This is a genomic window from Kitasatospora sp. NPDC051914 (assembly GCF_040680995.1).
Taxonomy (GTDB): Bacteria; Actinomycetota; Actinomycetes; order Streptomycetales; family Streptomycetaceae; genus Kitasatospora.
Map to the genome: position 1 here is coordinate 176,900 of NZ_JBFAXX010000004.1, position 15,898 is coordinate 192,797.

The 15,898-nt window shown below is 75.4% G+C and carries 13 protein-coding genes; 10 read left to right on the top strand and 3 right to left on the bottom strand.

Annotated features, from left to right (window positions below):
* Nucleotides 1–698: 698 nt before the first annotated feature.
* From AB0M03_RS05055 to AB0M03_RS05065, 3 genes are all read left to right on the top strand, one after another.
* Complete coding sequence (locus AB0M03_RS05055) at nucleotides 699–974, top strand: hypothetical protein (protein ID WP_363488520.1); 276 nt, start codon at nucleotides 699–701, stop codon at nucleotides 972–974.
* Nucleotides 975–1,124: 150 nt separating this feature from the next.
* Nucleotides 1,125–1,547, top strand: a complete 423-nt coding sequence (locus AB0M03_RS05060) for a YjbQ family protein (protein WP_363488522.1) — start codon at nucleotides 1,125–1,127, stop codon at nucleotides 1,545–1,547.
* 29 nt (nucleotides 1,548–1,576) lie between these two features.
* Entirely contained in the window at nucleotides 1,577–1,795 is a 219-nt protein-coding gene (locus tag AB0M03_RS05065; protein ID WP_363488524.1) for a hypothetical protein, read from the top strand.
* 84 nt (nucleotides 1,796–1,879) lie between these two features.
* Here AB0M03_RS05065 and AB0M03_RS05070 read toward each other — a convergent pair whose 3' ends face one another.
* Complete coding sequence (locus tag AB0M03_RS05070; RefSeq protein WP_363488526.1) at nucleotides 1,880–5,020, bottom strand: SMC family ATPase; 3,141 nt, start codon at nucleotides 5,018–5,020, stop codon at nucleotides 1,880–1,882.
* Entirely contained in the window at nucleotides 5,017–6,189 is a 1,173-nt protein-coding gene (locus AB0M03_RS05075; RefSeq protein ID WP_363488528.1) for an exonuclease SbcCD subunit D, read from the bottom strand. The genes AB0M03_RS05070 and AB0M03_RS05075 overlap by 4 nt, the downstream gene beginning before the upstream one ends.
* A 271-nt stretch (nucleotides 6,190–6,460) precedes the next feature.
* Between AB0M03_RS05075 and AB0M03_RS05080 the strand changes: the two genes are divergently transcribed.
* Both AB0M03_RS05080 and AB0M03_RS05085 read left to right on the top strand, forming a co-directional pair.
* Nucleotides 6,461–7,060 carry an NUDIX hydrolase gene (locus AB0M03_RS05080; RefSeq protein WP_363488530.1) on the top strand — a complete coding sequence of 200 codons (600 nt, stop codon included), beginning with the start codon at nucleotides 6,461–6,463 and terminating at the stop codon, nucleotides 7,058–7,060.
* 223 nt (nucleotides 7,061–7,283) lie between these two features.
* Entirely contained in the window at nucleotides 7,284–8,081 is a 798-nt protein-coding gene (locus AB0M03_RS05085; protein ID WP_363488532.1) for an SGNH/GDSL hydrolase family protein, read from the top strand.
* 39 nt (nucleotides 8,082–8,120) lie between these two features.
* Here AB0M03_RS05085 and AB0M03_RS05090 read toward each other — a convergent pair whose 3' ends face one another.
* Nucleotides 8,121–9,941, bottom strand: a complete 1,821-nt coding sequence (locus tag AB0M03_RS05090) for a long-chain fatty acid--CoA ligase (protein ID WP_363488534.1) — start codon at nucleotides 9,939–9,941, stop codon at nucleotides 8,121–8,123.
* Nucleotides 9,942–10,306: 365 nt separating this feature from the next.
* On the opposite strand from AB0M03_RS05090, the gene AB0M03_RS05095 reads away from it, so the two are divergent.
* The 5 genes from AB0M03_RS05095 to AB0M03_RS05115 all read left to right on the top strand — a co-directional run bounded on the left by AB0M03_RS05095 (nucleotide 10,307) and on the right by AB0M03_RS05115 (nucleotide 15,801).
* Nucleotides 10,307–12,970: a nitrate- and nitrite sensing domain-containing protein gene (locus AB0M03_RS05095; protein WP_363488536.1), complete on the top strand. Its 2,664-nt coding sequence runs from the start codon at nucleotides 10,307–10,309 to the stop codon at nucleotides 12,968–12,970.
* The gene (locus AB0M03_RS05100; protein WP_363488538.1) at nucleotides 12,967–13,386 is read left to right on the top strand and encodes a roadblock/LC7 domain-containing protein; all 420 of its coding nucleotides are present in this window, start codon (nucleotides 12,967–12,969) and stop codon (nucleotides 13,384–13,386) included. Before AB0M03_RS05095 ends, AB0M03_RS05100 begins: the two co-directional genes overlap by 4 nt.
* Nucleotides 13,383–13,877 (top strand): DUF742 domain-containing protein, encoded by a 495-nt coding sequence (locus AB0M03_RS05105; protein WP_363488540.1) that lies wholly within the window; start codon nucleotides 13,383–13,385, stop codon nucleotides 13,875–13,877. The genes AB0M03_RS05100 and AB0M03_RS05105 overlap by 4 nt, the downstream gene beginning before the upstream one ends.
* On the top strand, nucleotides 13,858–14,478 hold the full coding sequence (locus AB0M03_RS05110) for an ATP/GTP-binding protein (RefSeq protein ID WP_363488542.1): 621 nt from the start codon (nucleotides 13,858–13,860) through the stop codon (nucleotides 14,476–14,478). Before AB0M03_RS05105 ends, AB0M03_RS05110 begins: the two co-directional genes overlap by 20 nt.
* A gap of 645 nt (nucleotides 14,479–15,123) precedes the next feature.
* Nucleotides 15,124–15,801: a winged helix-turn-helix domain-containing protein gene (locus AB0M03_RS05115; protein ID WP_363488544.1), complete on the top strand. Its 678-nt coding sequence runs from the start codon at nucleotides 15,124–15,126 to the stop codon at nucleotides 15,799–15,801.
* The last annotated feature ends 97 nt before the right edge of the window (nucleotides 15,802–15,898 follow it).

A 15,898-nucleotide genomic window follows, 5' to 3' on the forward strand; every position in this document is an offset into this window, starting at 1 on the left:
GCGGCACCGGCAGTCCGGTTTGGCGGTCCGGCCGACCCTCAACGACCGACCGCCGGTCCGTACACCGCACCTGAGTCGGGCCGCCGCAGCGTCGAGACGGCCGGACAGTGACTCAGCAGGTGTCGGAAGTTTTCTTCATCTGTCGAACTCATTCGACAGGGGCTCCCGAGGGGGTGGCCCGGGATTCCGTGTCTGTAGAGATATTGCTTGTAGGTTTCCGTCGCGTCAATCCCTCCGACGTGTTCAACTTCTGAAGGAAGGCTGTCAGGGGAGCCGGGACGCGCCCACGGGCTGCTCCGATGCTGTCACCGCAGGCCCGCCGGGCCCCGTCGGCGGACCTGCGGTCTCACCCGCACCGGTGACCCCGAGGCCCGGCGGGTCACCCGCGCGGGGCGGGGTCGCGGTCGCACCTCGGGAGCGGCACCGCCCCCTCGCGCGCCGGGGCCGTGCCGCCGTACGCGGAGCCGGCACCCGGCGTGCTGCCGGAAGCAGGTTTGGAACGCGCCCGATATGCCCGACCTGCAGTGCGGTGCCGCCCGTGATCGATGCCCAGTCGTGACCGAGGCCACGGCCGCCTGGTGAACTGTCAGATCCGTTCGCACGATACGGTGGCAGAACACCAGGACGCTTGCGTGGGGACGGCCACTGACGGATAGTCTTCGCCTCACGGCCCTGGCGCCTCGTAGGGGTGGGAAACGATGGAACAGATGCAAGTGCGAGCTCGGCCACGAGTGCCGGCGATCCAGTGCGGTGTCGGCGCGACCGGCCGCCGGATCGACCGCCACCTCGCCGTGCTCGGCGCGCCCGCGCTCTCGACGGTCGACACGGCCGAGGCCCTCGGCCTGATAAGGGAGCTCACGCCGCGCGGCACCGGCACGGCAGGCACCCAGGCCGCGCCCCGGCGCACCGCCCGGGTCTCGCTGCTCGCCCCGCTGCGCCGCCTGCGTCGCAGTCTCTTCGGCAGCCGGCACTAGCCGGCCCCGGGGCGCAGCGCGCCGCACACCGGTCGGCCCGGCGCCGGCCGACGACCCGACGGACGGGAGTCCGCCGGGTCTTCGTCATGTCCCGATCCCGCTCCGTGGGACGTCCGCCGATCCGCGGCGGCGATGCGTCAGGATGTGACCATGGCGGACACCTTCCACACGCTGACCTTCGAGACCACCACCGGCACCGGCGAGGTCGCCCTCGACATCACCGAGCGCTGCGCGGCCTTCCTCACCACCGCGGCCGCCGGGCGGGACGGCCTGCTGAACGTGTTCGTGCCGCACGCCACCGCCGGGATCGCGGTGATCGAGACCGGTGCGGGCAGTGACGACGACCTGCTCGCCCTGCTGCGCGACCTGCTCCCCGCCGACAACCGCTGGCGGCACCGCCACGGCACCCCAGGCCACGGCCGCGACCACGTGCTCCCCGGGCTGGTCGCCCCGCACGCCACCCTGCCGGTCATCGGCGGCAAGCTCGCCCTCGGCATCTGGCAGTCGGTCGTCCTGGTGGACACCAACGTCGACAACCCCCGGCGGACGGTCCGGCTGAGCTTCCTCGGCTGAGAGGTCCCGTCACCACGGAAGGAAGGGCCATGACCCACCAGGACACCACCGCCGAGCCGGCGGTCTGCGAGCTCGCCCCCGCCCCCGGCGAGGCCGTCCGGGGGCTCACCCCGGCGGCCGGGGACGGCCCGCGCGCCGACTGCGTGCTCTGCGGCGAACCCACCGAGTACCCGGCGGACCGGGCCGGCTCCACCCTCTGCCCGGTCTGCACCTGGCAGCAGGCCCAGCGGATCGCCTGCTCCGGCTGAGCCCGCCGACCGGGCCCCGGGGGTGCCCCGGCGCCCCCGACCGGCCGCCCGAGCGCCCTCGAAGACGGCGCTCGGGGCTCGCCGTCAGGCGTCCTCGCGGGACGCGATCGCCAGTGTGGAGCCGTGCCGCTGCTTGCTCACCAGCAGTTGGGACGGGATGCGGCTGCGCAGGTCGGCGACGTGGCTGACGATGCCGACCGCGCGGTCCCGCTCGCGCAGGCCGTCGAGGACGTCCATGACCTCCTCCAGGGTCTGCTCGTCCAGGCTGCCGAAGCCCTCGTCGATGAAGAGCGTGTCCAGCGGCATGCCGCCCGCCTCGTCCGTCACCACGTCGGCCAGCCCCAGCGCCAGGGCGAGCGAGGCGAAGAAGCTCTCGCCGCCGGAGAGCGTCGCGGTGTCGCGGTCGCTGCCCGTCCAGGCGTCGACCACCCGCAGCGAGAGGCCGGAGCGCTTGGTGCCGGCCACCAGCCCGTCGCTGTGCACCAGCGTGTAGCGGCCCCCGGACATCCGCACCAGCCGCGCACTCGCCGCCGCCGCGACCTGCTCCAGCCGGGCGGCCAGCACGTACGACTCCAGGCGCATCCGCAGCGCGTTCTCCGCCGGGGCGCCCGCCACCAGGGCGGCCAGCCGGCTGATCCGGCCGTACTCGGCGAGTTCCGGCCCGAGTGCCGCGGCCAGCTCCGCCAGCCCGGTACCGATCCGGGCCAGGGCGGCGCAGCGGCGCTCGGCGGCGTCGGCCTGCGCGGCGGCCCGGCGCACCCGCCCGGCGGCCCGGGCGGCCGCCGCCTCGGCGGCGGCCGGCTCCGCGGGCGGCAGGGCGGCGGCGGCCGCCAGCTCGGGCCGGGCCAGCTCGGCCTCGGCCGCGGCGATCGCCCGGTCGTGCTGCTCCAGCCGGGCCTCCAGCGCGGTGCGCTCGGCGGCGGGCAGCAGGGCGGCCACGGCGTCCGCGGGCGTGTCGAACCCGGCGTCGGCGGCGGCCCGCAGCAGCTCCTGCTCGGCCTCCTCGAGCCGCGCGGCCGCCTCGGTGCCGCTGTGCACGGCGGCCAGGGCCGCGGCCACCGCGTCCGCGGCCCGGTCGAGCTGCCGGGCGCGGACGGCCACCGACGGGGCGTCCCCGCGGGCCTCGTCGATCTGCGCGGCGAGCCGCTGCCGTTCGGCGGCCAGATCCTGCAGCCGGGCGCCGGCGGCCGCGGCCTCGGCCAGGCCCTCGTGCAGCTGCCGGTCGAACTCCCGCCGGTCGCGGTCGAACTCCTCGATCCGGCAGGTGACCGCGCCGAGCAGCTCGGCCTGCCCGATGGCGGTGCGCCGCTCCGCCCGTAGGGCCGTCAGCTGCTCGGCGAGCTGCTCGGCGGCGGCCTCCCCGGCGAGTGCGTGCGCGGCGGCCTCCGCCGTCCGCAGCCCGGCGAGCTCCTGCCGGGCGCGGTCGAGCCGGGCCTCGGCCGCGGTCTGCTCGGCCGCGGCCCGCTCCTGGTGCTCCGCGGTCACCCGGTCCTCGCTCGGCCGGGCCGGGGCCGGGTGCTCGGCGGCGCCGCACACCCGGCAGGGCGTGCCGTCGCGCAGTGCACCGGCGAGTTCGGCGGCCATGCCGGCGAGCCGCCGCTCCTGCAGGTCCAGGGCGGTCTCGCGGGCGGTGAGCAGCTGCCCGTGCAGGTCGAGTTCGGTCCGCTCGGCGCCGGCGACGGCGGCCCGGAGTCCGTCGCGGCGGTGGGCGGCGGCGAGGCGGCCGTCCAACTCGGCGCGCTGCTCGTCGAGCCGCCGGACGGTGTCGGCGGCGGCCTGCGCGGCCGCCTGCTCCCCCTGGAGGTCCTTCAGCCGGTCGTCGGCGTCGGCCAGCCACTCCCGGGCGTCCTCGACGAGCTGCTCGGCCGCGTCCCGGCGGCGGGTCAGTTCGGCCGCCTCCCGGCCGGCCGCCGCGTGGCGCTGCTCGGCGGCGCGGGCCGCGGCGAGTGCGCCGCCGGCCGTGCGCAGCCGCCGTTCGGCCGCGGCCAGCCCGGCGGCGTCCGCGTCCGCGGGGGCGGCGGGCGGCTCGACCGGGCCGCCCTGGTGGGGGAGGAGCACGATGCCCTCCCCGCCGCCGGTGCGGCCGACCGCACCGCCGCCGGCCGGGGCCGGTACGGCTGCGCCCAGCCGGCGCAGCTCGGCGCGGCGCTCCTGTTCGGCGGCCGCAGCGGTGCGGTGCGCCTCGGCGGCCGCCGTCCGCAGCCGCAGTGCGGACTCCACGGCCAGCGCGGCCCGGGCGCGGTCCAGCCGGCGGCGCCGGGCGGCGACCTCCTCGCCGGCCGCGGCGAGCTCGCGGGCGGTGCCGACCGCGGCCCGGTGGCGCTGCTGGCGCTCGGCCAGGGTGTCCTGCTCGCGCCGCCGGCGGTCGGCGCCGGCCTGGGCCTCCTGGGCGGCGGCCAGGGCGCAGGCGGCGACCGCCCGCTGCTCGGCGGCGTCGCTGCGCAGCACGGCCGCCCAGCCGAGCACGCCGTCGACCAGGCCGGTGGCGCTGCCCGCGGAGCCGTCCTCGGCGGGCACCCACTCCGCCGGGGGCTCGGCACCGGGGCCGGCCGCCTCCTCGGCCCGGGCGGCGAGGTCGCGCAGCCGCTGCCGGCCCTCGCGGACGGCGGCCTCCTGGCGGACCCGGCGGTCCGCCAGCCAGCGCTCCAGCTGGCCGAAGCGCCTGGTGTCGAAGAGCCGGCCGAGCAGTTCGGCCCGCTGCTTGGTGTCGGCCCGCAGGAAACGCGCGAAGTCGCCCTGCGGCAGCAGGACGACCTGGCAGAACTGTTCCCGGCTCATGCCGACCAGCCGGCGGATCTCCTCGCCGGCCTCCTGGTGGGAGCGGCTGACGGCCTGCCAGCCGGGGGTGCCGTCGCCGGTGTCGGCGACCCACTCGCGCAGCAGGGTCTGCGCCTTCTCGGTGGTGGTGCCGGTGCCGCGGAGCTTGGGACGCTGCTGCTCGGGGCTGCGGGTGATCTCGAGGCGGCGGCCGCCGAGGGTGAGGTCGAGCCTCACCTCGGTGAGCCGGCCGGGTTCGGCGTGGTCGCTGCGCAGCGGGTTGCCCTTGCGGGCGCCGGGCACCTCCCCGTACACGGCGTAGCAGACCGCGTCGAGGACGCTGGACTTGCCGGCGCCGGTCGCGCCGCGCAGCAGGAAGAGGCCGCCGGAGGCGAGGCGGTCGAAGTCGACCTCCTCGGTGCCGGCGAACGGCCCGAAGGCCGTGAGGGTGAGCCGGTGCAGCCTCATCGGGCGGCCTCCTGGGCGCGCTCGGCCTCGCGGCGGACGGCCTCGAAGCCGTCGGCGAGCCAGTCGCGTTCGTGGGCGCCCAGGGAGGTGCCGGGGCGGACGTGCCGGACGAAGCCCTCGGCGATCTCCAGGTCGGTGCGGCCGGAGACGCGGGCCGCGTACGAGGGGGCGCCGTCGCCCTCGGTGGGCTCGGGTTCGAAGAGCAGCTGCAGGGTGTGCGGGAAGCGCCGGCGGAGCTCCTCCATCGGGTCGGCCGGGCGGGCCGGGTCGGTGAGGGTGGCCTGCACCCAGCACTCCTCGGCCCAGGCGTGCTCCTCGTCGTGGAGCAGGTCGTGGAGCCGGCCGCGCAGCCGGGCCAGCCGCCGGGGCTGCGGGCAGTCGATCCGCCGTTCCCCGGCGATCGAGCCGTCGGCGGCCAGGTCGATCAGCCACATGGTCTTGCGGTGGTCGGCCTCGGAGAAGGAGTAGGCGAGCGGGGAACCGCTGTAGCGCAGGTGCGGGGCGAGCCGCTGGCTGCCGTGCAGGTGGCCGAGGGCGGCGTAGTGGACGCCGTCGAAGACCGCGGCGGGCACGCTCGCCACCCCGCCGACGGTGATGTCGCGCTCGCTGTCGCTGGTCTCGCCGCCGGTGACGAAGGCGTGCGCGAGCACCACGGCGCGGGTGCCCGCGGGGCGGTCGGCCAGGTCGGCGCGGACGGCGTCCATCGCGGCGCCGAGGACGCGGTCGTGGCCGCCGCGGTCGAGCCCGAAGCGCTCGCGGACGAGGGCGGGCTCCAGGTAGGGCAGACCGTAGACGGCGACCGGGCCGTGCTCGTCGGCGAGCATCACCGGGTCGGCGCAGCCGTCCGGGTCGGTGCGCAGGTGGATGCCGGCCCGGTCGATCAGCCGGGAGGCGACGCCGAGCCGGCGGGCCGAGTCGTGGTTGCCGCTGATGAAGACGGCGGGTACGCCGAGCGCGGCGAGCCGCACCAGGACGTCGTCGAAGAGGGCGACCGCCTCCAGCCCGGGCAGGGCCCGGTCGTACACGTCGCCCGCGACCAGCACGGCGTCCACCCGCTCGGCCCCGGCGACGGCCACCAGGTGGTCGAGGAAGGCGCGTTGGGCGTCGTGCAGGCTCTCCCGGTGGAAGGAGCGGCCGAGGTGCCAGTCGGAGGTATGCAGCAGTCGCATGGTCGTCGACCATATCGGGCGCCGCCGACAGTGCAGGGCCCGCACCGCCTCGGCCGATGCCGATCCGTGATCCCGCCGGGACGGTGCGTGACGGGAGGAGTGTCACGGCCCGGGCGCGGCGGGGTTGCGGGCGTGCCCCGGGCGGCGGCCAGGACTGTTCATCGACCGGATGTTCGGGGAAGATCAACAGTCGGAGCGGGCGGCGGCCCGCCGCGCCCGCTCCCCGGCCGCCGACCGGCGGGCCGGCGGCCCGGGAGCGGAGGGGACACGCGTGAACCGCATCGAGTACAGCGCGGAGATCGCCGACCTGCTCGGGAAGGTCCGGCGGCGGCCGATCGCGGGCTGGCCGTGGCGGCCGGGCGAGGAGGTGCCCGCCGGGCTGCCGGTCAAGCAGTCCTGGGGGTGGCTGTTCGCCCCGGACGGGCGGGTGCTCACCCTGGTCAACCCGAAGGACGGCATCGTCAGCCTGCCCGGCGGCTCGCTGGAGCCCGAGGACGACGGGGACCCGGCCGCCGCGCTCGCCCGGGAGGCCGGCGAGGAGGCGCAGGCCGTGATCGGCCGCCCCCGGTACCTGGGCTACCTCTACGACCGGGTGGGGTCGGCCAACGGCGGGCACGAGTGCGCGCGGGTGCGGATGGCGGCGGCGCTGCACCGGGTCGGCCCCTCGCAGCCCGACCCGGCCTCGGGCCGGCACTACCGGCGGCTGCTGGTCGCGCCGGGGCTGGCGGTGGAGCTGCTCGGCTGGGGCGCGCAGGGCGTCCGGCAGGCGCGTGCGGCGGTGTCCGCGGCGGTGCTGCACCTGGGGGTGCCGGCGGCGGCGAACGAGACCATCGAGGAGCTCCCGCTCGGGGGCTGCGCGCTCTTCCGGTGAACTCCCAGGATTCTTTGACGAAACGTCGATCCTTTTCTCGGAAAAGCACTTCTTGCTGATTTCCGGTGACACCCGGGCGGCGTGACGGTGTCACATCCGACACGCCGTCAACAACTTTGGCATGGGCACTATCCGGCGAGACTACTGCCTGGTATCACAACAGTGTGATCCGGGTCACCCCCACTTCCGGATCGCATTCACCCCCCCACCCGGAGGTTCCCCCATGCCTCGCACCAGAGTCCTGCCCGTCGCGGCCACGGCGCTCGCGCTCTCCCTGTCCACCCTCTTCGCGGCCACCGACGCCTCGGCCGCCGGAGCCCGGTACGTCGCCCTGGGCGACTCCTACTCCGCAGGCGTCGGGGCCGGCAGCTACACCAGCGAAAGCGGCAGCTGCAAGCGGAGCACCAACGCCTACCCGTACCTCTGGAAGAACGCGAATGCCCCCACCTCGTTCTCCTTCGTGGCGTGTTCCGGGGCGAAGACCGGGGACGTCCTCAACAACCAGGTTTCCGCGCTGAGTTCCACCACCACTCTGGTCAGCATCACCATCGGCGGGAACGACGCCGGCTTCGCCAGCACGATGCAGACCTGCGTGCTCGGCACCGAGAGCGCCTGCCTGAGCGCGGTGAACACCGCGAAGGCGTACGCCACCAACACGCTGCCCGGCAAGCTCGACGCGGTGTACTCGGCGATCCGCAGCAAGGCCCCCAACGCGCACGTCGTGGTGCTCGGCTACCCGCACCTCTACAAGATCGGGGGCAACTGCGTCTTCGGGATCGGCGACACCAAGCGCGCCGCCATCAACGGCGCCGCGGACACCCTCGACTCGGTCATCGCCAAGCGCGCGGCCGACGCGGGCTTCACCTTCAAGGACGTCCGCGGCATCTTCACCGAGCACGAGATCTGCGGCTCGCTCACCCAGTGGCTCAACAGCACCACCCTGCCGGTGGACGACAGCTACCACCCCAACAAGGCGGGCCAGTCCGGCGGCTACCTGCCCTCGTTCAGCGCCGCGGCCTGACGCCCGGCCCGGCGGTCCGCCGCGCCCCGCGGCGGGCCGTCAGGGGGCGTACAGCTCCTCGATGTCCTCGGCGTAGTACTCCAGGATGGCGCTGCGGCGCATCTTCAGCGAGGGCGTCAGCAGCCCCTCCTCCGTACTGAACTCCTTCGGCAGCAGCCGGAACGCGCGGATCGACTCGGCGCGCGAGACGGCCGTGTTGGCGGCGGCCACCGCCCGCTGGATCTCCCCGTGCAGGTCGGTGTCGGCCAGCGCCCCCCACACGTCCAGCTGCTCCCGGCCGCGCAGCTTCAGCCAGTGCGCCAGGGCCTGCCCGTCCAGGGTGATCAGCGCGGCCACGTACGGCCGGTTGTCGCCCACCACCAGGCACTGGGCGACCAGCGGGTGGGACCGCACCCGCTCCTCGAGGGCGCCGGGGGCGAGGTTCTTGCCGCTGCTGGTGACGATCAGTTCCTTCTTGCGGCCGGTGATGGTGAGGTAGCCGTCCCGGTCGAGCTCGCCGATGTCCCCGGTGGCGAGCCAGCCCTGCACCAGCGCGGCCTCGGTGCACTGCGGGTGGTTGAGGTAGCCGGAGAAGACCGTCCCGCCGCGCACCCACACCTCGCCGTCGTCGGCGATCGCCACCGACGCCCCCGGCACCGGCCGGCCCACCGTGCCGAACTTCGGCCGGCCCGGCGGATTGGCCGTCACCGCGGCCGTGGTCTCGGTCAGCCCGTACCCCTCGTACACCGTCATGCCGGCGCCGGCGAAGAACAGGCCGAGCTCCCGGCCCAGCGTGGAGCCGCCCGACATCACATTGCGCACCCGGCCGCCGAGCACCGCCCGCAGCCGCTGGTAGACCAGCCGGTCGTACGCCGCGTGGCGCACCCGCAGCGCCGGGCCGGGCCCGGGGCCGTGCCCGAGCGCCTTCCGCTCCCGGGCGGAGGCCCACTCGACCGCGGTCTGCGCCGCCTGGTCGAACAGCTCGGCCCTGCCGGCCTCCTCGGCCCGCTCCCTGGCCCGCTGGTAGATCTTCTCGAAGACGTACGGCACCGCGTGCAGGAAGGTCGGCCGGAAGGACTCCAGGGCCGGCAGCAGGCTGTCGGTGGTCAGCTCGCCGTGGTGGCCGATCCGGATGCCGCCGCGGACGGCCGCCACCTGCACCATCCGCCCGTAGACGTGCGCCAGCGGCAGGAACAGCAGGGTGGCCGGCGGCACCCCGCCGGTGTCCCGGAAGACCTCGCCCCAGCCGTCCAGCAGCGCGTCCGCCTCGCCGGCGAAGTTGCCGTGCGTCAGCAGGCAGCCCTTCGGGCGGCCGGTCGTGCCGGAGGTGTAGATGACGGTGGCGATCGACTCCGCGGTCACGCCCAGCCGCTGCCGGTGCACCAGCGCGTCGGGCACGCCGCGGCCGTCCTCGATCAGCGCGGCGACGCAGTCCCCGTCCAGCTGCCAGATGCCGGTGAGCTCGGGCAGCGCGTCGCACACCGCGCCCACCGTCATCGCATGGTCCTCGTGCTCCACCACGCAGGCCACCGCCTGCGTCTCGGCGAGGATCCAGCGGACCTGCTCGGGCGCCGACGTCGGGTAGACCGGCACCGGGATCGCGCCGATCGCCCAGAGCGCGTAGTCGAAGAGCGTCCACTCGTAACAGGTGCCCGACATGACGGCGACCCGGTCGCCGTACCGCACGCCCCGGGTGAGCAGGCCCTTGGCCAGGGCGAGCACCTCGTCGCGGAACTGGAGGGCGGTCACCGGCTGCCAGACCCCGCCGGTGCGCCGGGAGAGCTGGATCAGCCCCGGATTCTGCTCCGCCGTGTCGAACACCGAGTCCGCGAGCCCGCCGGCGGCCGGTTCGGACAGGGCGGGGCTGCTGACCTCGCGCACACTGCCCCCGATCCCCGTGTCTCCCGCGCGGTCGGCCTGCCCGGCCGGCGGACGGATCGGTGGCGAAGCTACCGGATCGCCGGGGGCGCTGCCCAGAGGCGGTGGACGCCGCGCCGCGATCGGCACGGCGTGCCGTTCCCGGTGACAGCGGAGAGCGTTCGCCAGAGGGGCAATACCGGATCATTCGGACAGCCTCGGTCGGGGACCCGTGTGGCCCTTCGAACGGGTGGTCAGCGCGGTGTAGGCTCACGCAGATTCCAACGGCCCGGGCCCCCTCCGGGACGGCTCTGCCTGACCCGGGAGGCTCACCGCCCGCCCGACCGCACCCCCTGTCCGCGCCTGGCTCCATCCCGACCGAGGACTCCATGCGTCTGCGCAGCAGCTCGATCCGCGCGAAGATCATCGCGCTGCTCATGGTGCCCATCGTGGCCCTCACCGGGCTCTGGGTCTATGCGACCCTCGTCACCACCGGCGACGTCCGCAGCCAGTTCGACGTCAGCAGCACCTTCAAGGACCTGGTCAAGCCGGTCGACCGCTACACCCTCGACCTCCAGGAGGAGCGGCGCACCGCCGTCCTGCGCCTCGCCGACCCCTCCTCCCAGGCCAACAAGGACGCGTACGAGCACGCCCAGGCCGCCACCGACCACAGCCTGCGCGAGCTCCGCTACCTCACCGACACCAAGGCCACCGACCGGCTCGACGCCCAGCAGCGCGTCAAGTACCAGGACATCCTCACCGCCGCCGAGCAGCTCCCCGCCATCCGCGGCCAGGCCGGCCGCGAGGTCGTCGGCTGGGACCACGAACTGCTCGCCTACTCCGACCTGGTCGAGACGGTCTTCCCGTTCCGGTCCTCCTTCGCCGCCCGGCAGAGCGGCCAGCTGCCCCGCCAGTCCACGCTGCTCACCGAGCTCGTCCGCGCCCGCGAGTACCTCGCCTGCGAGGCCGCCGCGATGCAGGCGCTCCGGCTGACCGACCAGCCGGGCCCCGAGATGATCCAGATAGCCCTGGACAACATGCACTCCCAGCAGGCGCTGTTCAGCGTCTACGCCGGCGAGCTCGACCTCATCGACCAGCGCGACTACGCGGACCTGCGCAGCTCCGACTCCTGGATGGCGCTCGCCGCCGCCGAGGCCAACTTCGACTCCGCGGTCAACCGCCCGGCGACCATCCGCGCCAACCCGAAGGACCCGTGGCGCGAGGCCGCCACCCCGGTGCTCGCCTCCTTCTCCGACCTGAACACCCGCCTCGCCGACCGGATCGGCGAGCGCGCCTCCTCCTACGCGCTCAACCAGATCGTCCGCGGCGCCGTCGCCGGCGCCATCGGCCTGATAGCCGTCGTGCTGTCGGTGCTCATCTCCTACCGGATCGGCCGCAGCCACGTCCGCGAGCTGATCGCCCTGCGCAACGCCGCCCAGGAGCTGTCCGGCACCCGGCTGCCGCAGATGATGGTCCGGCTGCGCCGCGGAGAGACGGTGGACGTCGCCGCCGAGACCCCGGAGCTGGAGTTCGGCCCCGCCGAGATCGGCCAGGTCGGCCGGGCCTTCCACGACGTCCAGGTGGTCGCCGTCGAGGCCGTGGTCGAGCAGGCCGAGCTGCGCCGCGGCGTCTCCGCCGTCTTCGTCAACCTCGCCCGCCGCAGCCAGGTGCTGCTGCACCGCCAGCTGACCCTGCTGGACGCGATGGAGCGCCGCACCGAGAACCCGGCGGAGCTGGAGGACCTCTTCCGCCTCGACCACCTGACCACCCGCATGCGGCGGCACTCCGAGGGCCTGATCATCCTCTCCGGCGGCTCGCCCGGCCGCGCCTGGCGCAAGCCCGTCCGGATGGTCGACGTGGTGCGGGCCTCGGTCGGCGAGGTCGAGGACTACGCCCGGGTGATCGTCCGCCCGTTCCCCGGCACCGGACTGCTCGGCAGCGCGGTCGCCGACGTCACCCACCTGGTCGCCGAACTCATCGAGAACGCCACGGTCTTCTCCCCGCCGCACACCCAGGTCACGGTGCAGGGCGAGGTCGTCGCGCACGGCTTCTGCCTGGAGATCGACGACCGCGGCCTCGGCCTGAGCGAGCACGCGCTGGAGGAGATCAACCAGCGCCTCGCGGTGGAGCAGGAGTTCGACCTCGCGGACACCGACCGGCTCGGCCTGTTCGTGGTCAGCCGGCTGGCCCGCCGGCACGGCATCCGGGTCCACATGCGGCCCTCGCCGTACGGCGGCAGCACCGCCGTGGTGCTGATCCCGCGCGAGCTGCTGGCCGACGCCAACGAGGTGATGGCCGACCAGTTCTCCGGCCGGCCGGCTGCCGACGCCGGCCGCCCCGCCCCGGTGCCCGCCGCCGCGCAGCAGGCCGCTGCGCCCGCGGTGAAGAGCGGCCGGGCCCGCAGCGCCCCGCGGATCGGCGGCGGCCCGCGCCCCTCGGCCGCCGAGCAGCCCGCCACCCCCGGCGGGCTGCCCCGCCGCCGCTCCGGCGGCCCGGCCCTCGTTCCGGACCTGGACGCCGGCACCGGCCGGCACCGCCGCCCCGACGGCCCCGTCGAGCAGGAGCCGCCCGCGCAGCCCGCCGCGGCGGCACCCGCGCCCGCAGCCGACCCCGGCCGGCCCGCCGCGGCACCCGCGGCCGCCGCCGAGCAGGTCGCCGGCGGGCTGCTGCCCCGGCGCGTGCGGCAGGCCAGTCTGGCGCCGCAGCTCCGCGAGGACGGCGACCGGCCGGCCGCCGATCCCGTCCGCGAGCGGTCGCCGGAGGAGGCGCGCGCCGCGTTCGCGTCCTTCCAGCGCGGCTTCGCACGCGGCCGCGGGGACCGCCTCCAGCCTGCGTCGCTGACCGTCGTGCCGGACCTCCCCGACACGCCCGGGCCGCCGCCCGGCGTGGCGCGGCCGGTGGGGGGTCCCGTACGGCCCCGGGTGGCGCTACCCTCTGCACCCGTCCCACCTGCTCTGCCGGCCGCGCGCCCGCGGCCCCAGCTGTACCCCGTACGCCAAGGAAAACCCGTACCACCCGCACCACCCGCCCCAGCGGAAGGAACCGAACAATGACCGCAACGACACAGCCGTCCGGAGACCTGAACTGGCTCCTGGACGACCTGGTGGGCCGCGTCGCGACCCTGAGGCATGCGGTGATCCTGTCCGGCGACGGTCTGGCGACCGGCGTCTCCAGCGGCCTGGCCCGCGAGGACGCCGAGCACCTGGCGGCCGTCGCCTCCGGTTTCCACAGCCTGGCCAAGGGCGCCGGCCGGCACTTCCGGGTCGGCGGCGTCCGCCAGACCATGGTCGAGCTCGACGAGGCCTTCCTCTTCATCACCGCGGCCGGCGACGGCAGCTGCCTGGCCGTGCTGAGCGACGCCGAGTCCGACGTCGGCCAGATCGCGTACGAGATGGCCCTGCTGGTCAAGCGGGTGGGCGAGCACCTGGCCGCCGAGCCCCGGACCGAATCCGCCCCGCAGGAGAGATGAGCGAACGGATGGCCGACGAGGACGACGCACCGCAGGACGCGTACGAGGACCCGTACGACGACCCCTACGAGACCGAGCCGGAGATCGACCTGTTCGCGCCGCGGAACCCCGCGGAGGACCGGTGGTTCGACGACGACGCGGGGCCGGTGGTGCGGCTGTTCTCGATGACCAGGGGACGGGCCGCCAGGCCCGTCGACGAGGGCCTGTTCGACCTCATCTCCCTGGTCCGCGCCGTGGACGCCGAGGGGCGGGCCGAGCAGGAGCCCGCCCTCGACGCCACCCACCACGCCCTGCTGGCGCTCTGCCGCGACGAACCGCTGAGCGTCGCCGAGCTGGGCTCCTACAGCGACCTGCCGGTCAGCATCGTCCGGGTGCTGCTCGGCGACCTCAACGACGCCGGGCTGATCACCGTCACCCGGCCCGTCCCGCTCGCCCAGCGACCCGACGAGCAACTCCTGCGAGACGTGATCAATGGCCTCCGTGCACTCTGACACCCCGGCGGACGCGCGCTCCGCCCTGTGGTCCTCCGTCGCCCTGAAGATCCTGGTCGCCGGCGGCTTCGGCGCGGGCAAGACCACCCTGGTCGGCGCGGTCAGCGAGATCCGCCCGCTGCGCACCGAGGAGCTGCTGAGCGAGCGCGGCCGCCCGGTCGACGACACCGCCGGCGTCGAGGCCAAGCGCAGCACCACCGTCGCCATGGACTTCGGCCGGATCGACCTGAAGCCCGGCCTCGCCCTCTACCTCTTCGGCACCCCCGGCCAGGACCGCTTCTGGTTCGTCTGGGACGAGCTCGCCCAGGGCGCACTGGGCGCCATCGTGCTCGCCGACACCCGGCGGCTCGCCGACTCCTTCCCGTCGGTGGACTTCTTCGAGCAGCGCCGCATCCCCTTCGTGGTCGCCGTCAACTGCTTCGAGGGCACCGAGGTGTACGCGCCCGACGACGTGCGGGCCGCCCTGGACCTCGACCCCGGGGTGCCGGTGCTGCTCTGCGACGCGCGCCGCCGCGAGGACGGCAAGGAACTGCTGATCCGCCTGGTCGAGCACGCCGCCGGCGTGGCCGGCACCACCGGGGCACCGGCCGGCCGCGGCTGACGGGCCGTAGGGCTCGCCCCGCACCCGGAACGCCCGCACGGGCCCCGTCGACCTGCCCTCCGGGCGGCTGTCCGCGGGCCTGTCCGGATGCTGGGACGGGGCTTGTCCCGGATGGCGGGACGCTGGGGTGGCCGGGGTTGCCCCCGGCCGATCGGGCGTGGAAAGCTCACTCTGTCGCACGCTGCGCCACCCGGCGCCGTGCCCAGGGGAGGAGGCAGCACCGGTGACCGCACACGCGTTCCGCAGAGTCGTGCAGCCCGCCCCCGCCGTGCCGGCGCTCACCGCGCGCCGCCACATCGACCAGGCGCTGGTCTGCAGCGCCTGCTGTCGCTGACGGACCCCCCACCGGCCCCGCCCGACCGGGCCGCTCCCGTCGCCCCCCGCTCCGCCCGACCGTCCCCCGCCGACGGCCGGCTCGTTCCGCCCTGTGCACACCGGAGAACCACCCGTGGACCCGAACCGTCGCGATCTCGAGCCCTTCTGGCCGTCCCGCCAACCGCACCTCTTCGACCAGACCTGTCGGACCGCGAAGCGCGCGTCCAGCCCCGCCACCGCACTCTGACCGACCGTCAGGAGCGCACCGGCGCCCGGCACGACGCGCAGACGACGACCACCCGAATCCGTCCCGCGCGAAGAGAGCCCACCATGTCCTCCACCTCCACGGCGACCCGTACCGTCACCGCCACCACTCCGCACCTGCGTGCCGTCCGCTCCGTCGCCGCCGTCCCCGGCGGCACCGAGCGCTGGTACCCGAGCACCACCGCCACCCCGCACCCGACGACCGCTCAGCGACCCGCTCCCGCACCGCAGCAGACGGAGCGCCGACCCGCCCTCCCCGCGCTGCCCGCCGGGCTGCCCGAGGGCGCCACCGTCGTCGCGCTGCCGCAGTCCGCGCTGCCGCAGGGCCTGCTCGCCCACTACGGCGCACAGCTCGGCGACCCGGCCGGCCGGTCCCTGGTCGGCTACCTGCTGCTGGTGCCCGAGCAGGCACCCGCCGCCGCTGCCGAGGAGCCGCGCCCGGCGGCACGTCCCACCGGGCACGGCATCAGCGTCGACACCGACCGGCGCACCGCCCACGTCGACGGCGTCCTGCTCGACCTCACCTACCTGGAGTTCGAGCTGCTGGCCCACCTCACCGAGCACCCCCACCGGGTGCACACCCGCGACCACCTGGTCTCCGCGGTCTGGGGCTACGGCCACGTCGGGGACGGCCGCACCGTCGACGTCCACGTCGCGCGGCTGCGGCGCAAGCTCGGCGCGGCGCACCGCGACAGCATCGTCACCGTCCGCCGGGTCGGCTACAAGTACGCGCCCGCCGTCTGAGCGGGCCCCACAACGGAAGGGTCTCGCCGCTCATGGTGACCCAGGCGTTGTGCACCCAGAACGCCGCGAAGTCGTCGCCGTAGGCCTTGGACTGCGC

Excerpts from the sequence above, each read along its gene's own strand:
- AB0M03_RS05055 (WP_363488520.1), top strand. The coding sequence starts at position 699 with ATGGAACAGATGCAAGTGCGAGCTCGGCCACGAGTGCCGGCGATCCAG.
- AB0M03_RS05060 (WP_363488522.1), top strand. The coding sequence starts at position 1,125 with ATGGCGGACACCTTCCACACGCTGACCTTCGAGACCACCACCGGCACC.
- AB0M03_RS05065 (WP_363488524.1), top strand. The coding sequence starts at position 1,577 with ATGACCCACCAGGACACCACCGCCGAGCCGGCGGTCTGCGAGCTCGCC.
- AB0M03_RS05070 (WP_363488526.1), bottom strand. The coding sequence starts at position 5,020 with ATGAGGCTGCACCGGCTCACCCTCACGGCCTTCGGGCCGTTCGCCGGC.
- AB0M03_RS05075 (WP_363488528.1), bottom strand. The coding sequence starts at position 6,189 with ATGCGACTGCTGCATACCTCCGACTGGCACCTCGGCCGCTCCTTCCAC.
- AB0M03_RS05085 (WP_363488532.1), top strand. The coding sequence starts at position 7,284 with ATGCCTCGCACCAGAGTCCTGCCCGTCGCGGCCACGGCGCTCGCGCTC.
- AB0M03_RS05095 (WP_363488536.1), top strand. The coding sequence starts at position 10,307 with ATGCGTCTGCGCAGCAGCTCGATCCGCGCGAAGATCATCGCGCTGCTC.
- AB0M03_RS05100 (WP_363488538.1), top strand. The coding sequence starts at position 12,967 with ATGACCGCAACGACACAGCCGTCCGGAGACCTGAACTGGCTCCTGGAC.
- AB0M03_RS05105 (WP_363488540.1), top strand. The coding sequence starts at position 13,383 with ATGAGCGAACGGATGGCCGACGAGGACGACGCACCGCAGGACGCGTAC.
- AB0M03_RS05110 (WP_363488542.1), top strand. The coding sequence starts at position 13,858 with ATGGCCTCCGTGCACTCTGACACCCCGGCGGACGCGCGCTCCGCCCTG.
- AB0M03_RS05115 (WP_363488544.1), top strand. The coding sequence starts at position 15,124 with ATGTCCTCCACCTCCACGGCGACCCGTACCGTCACCGCCACCACTCCG.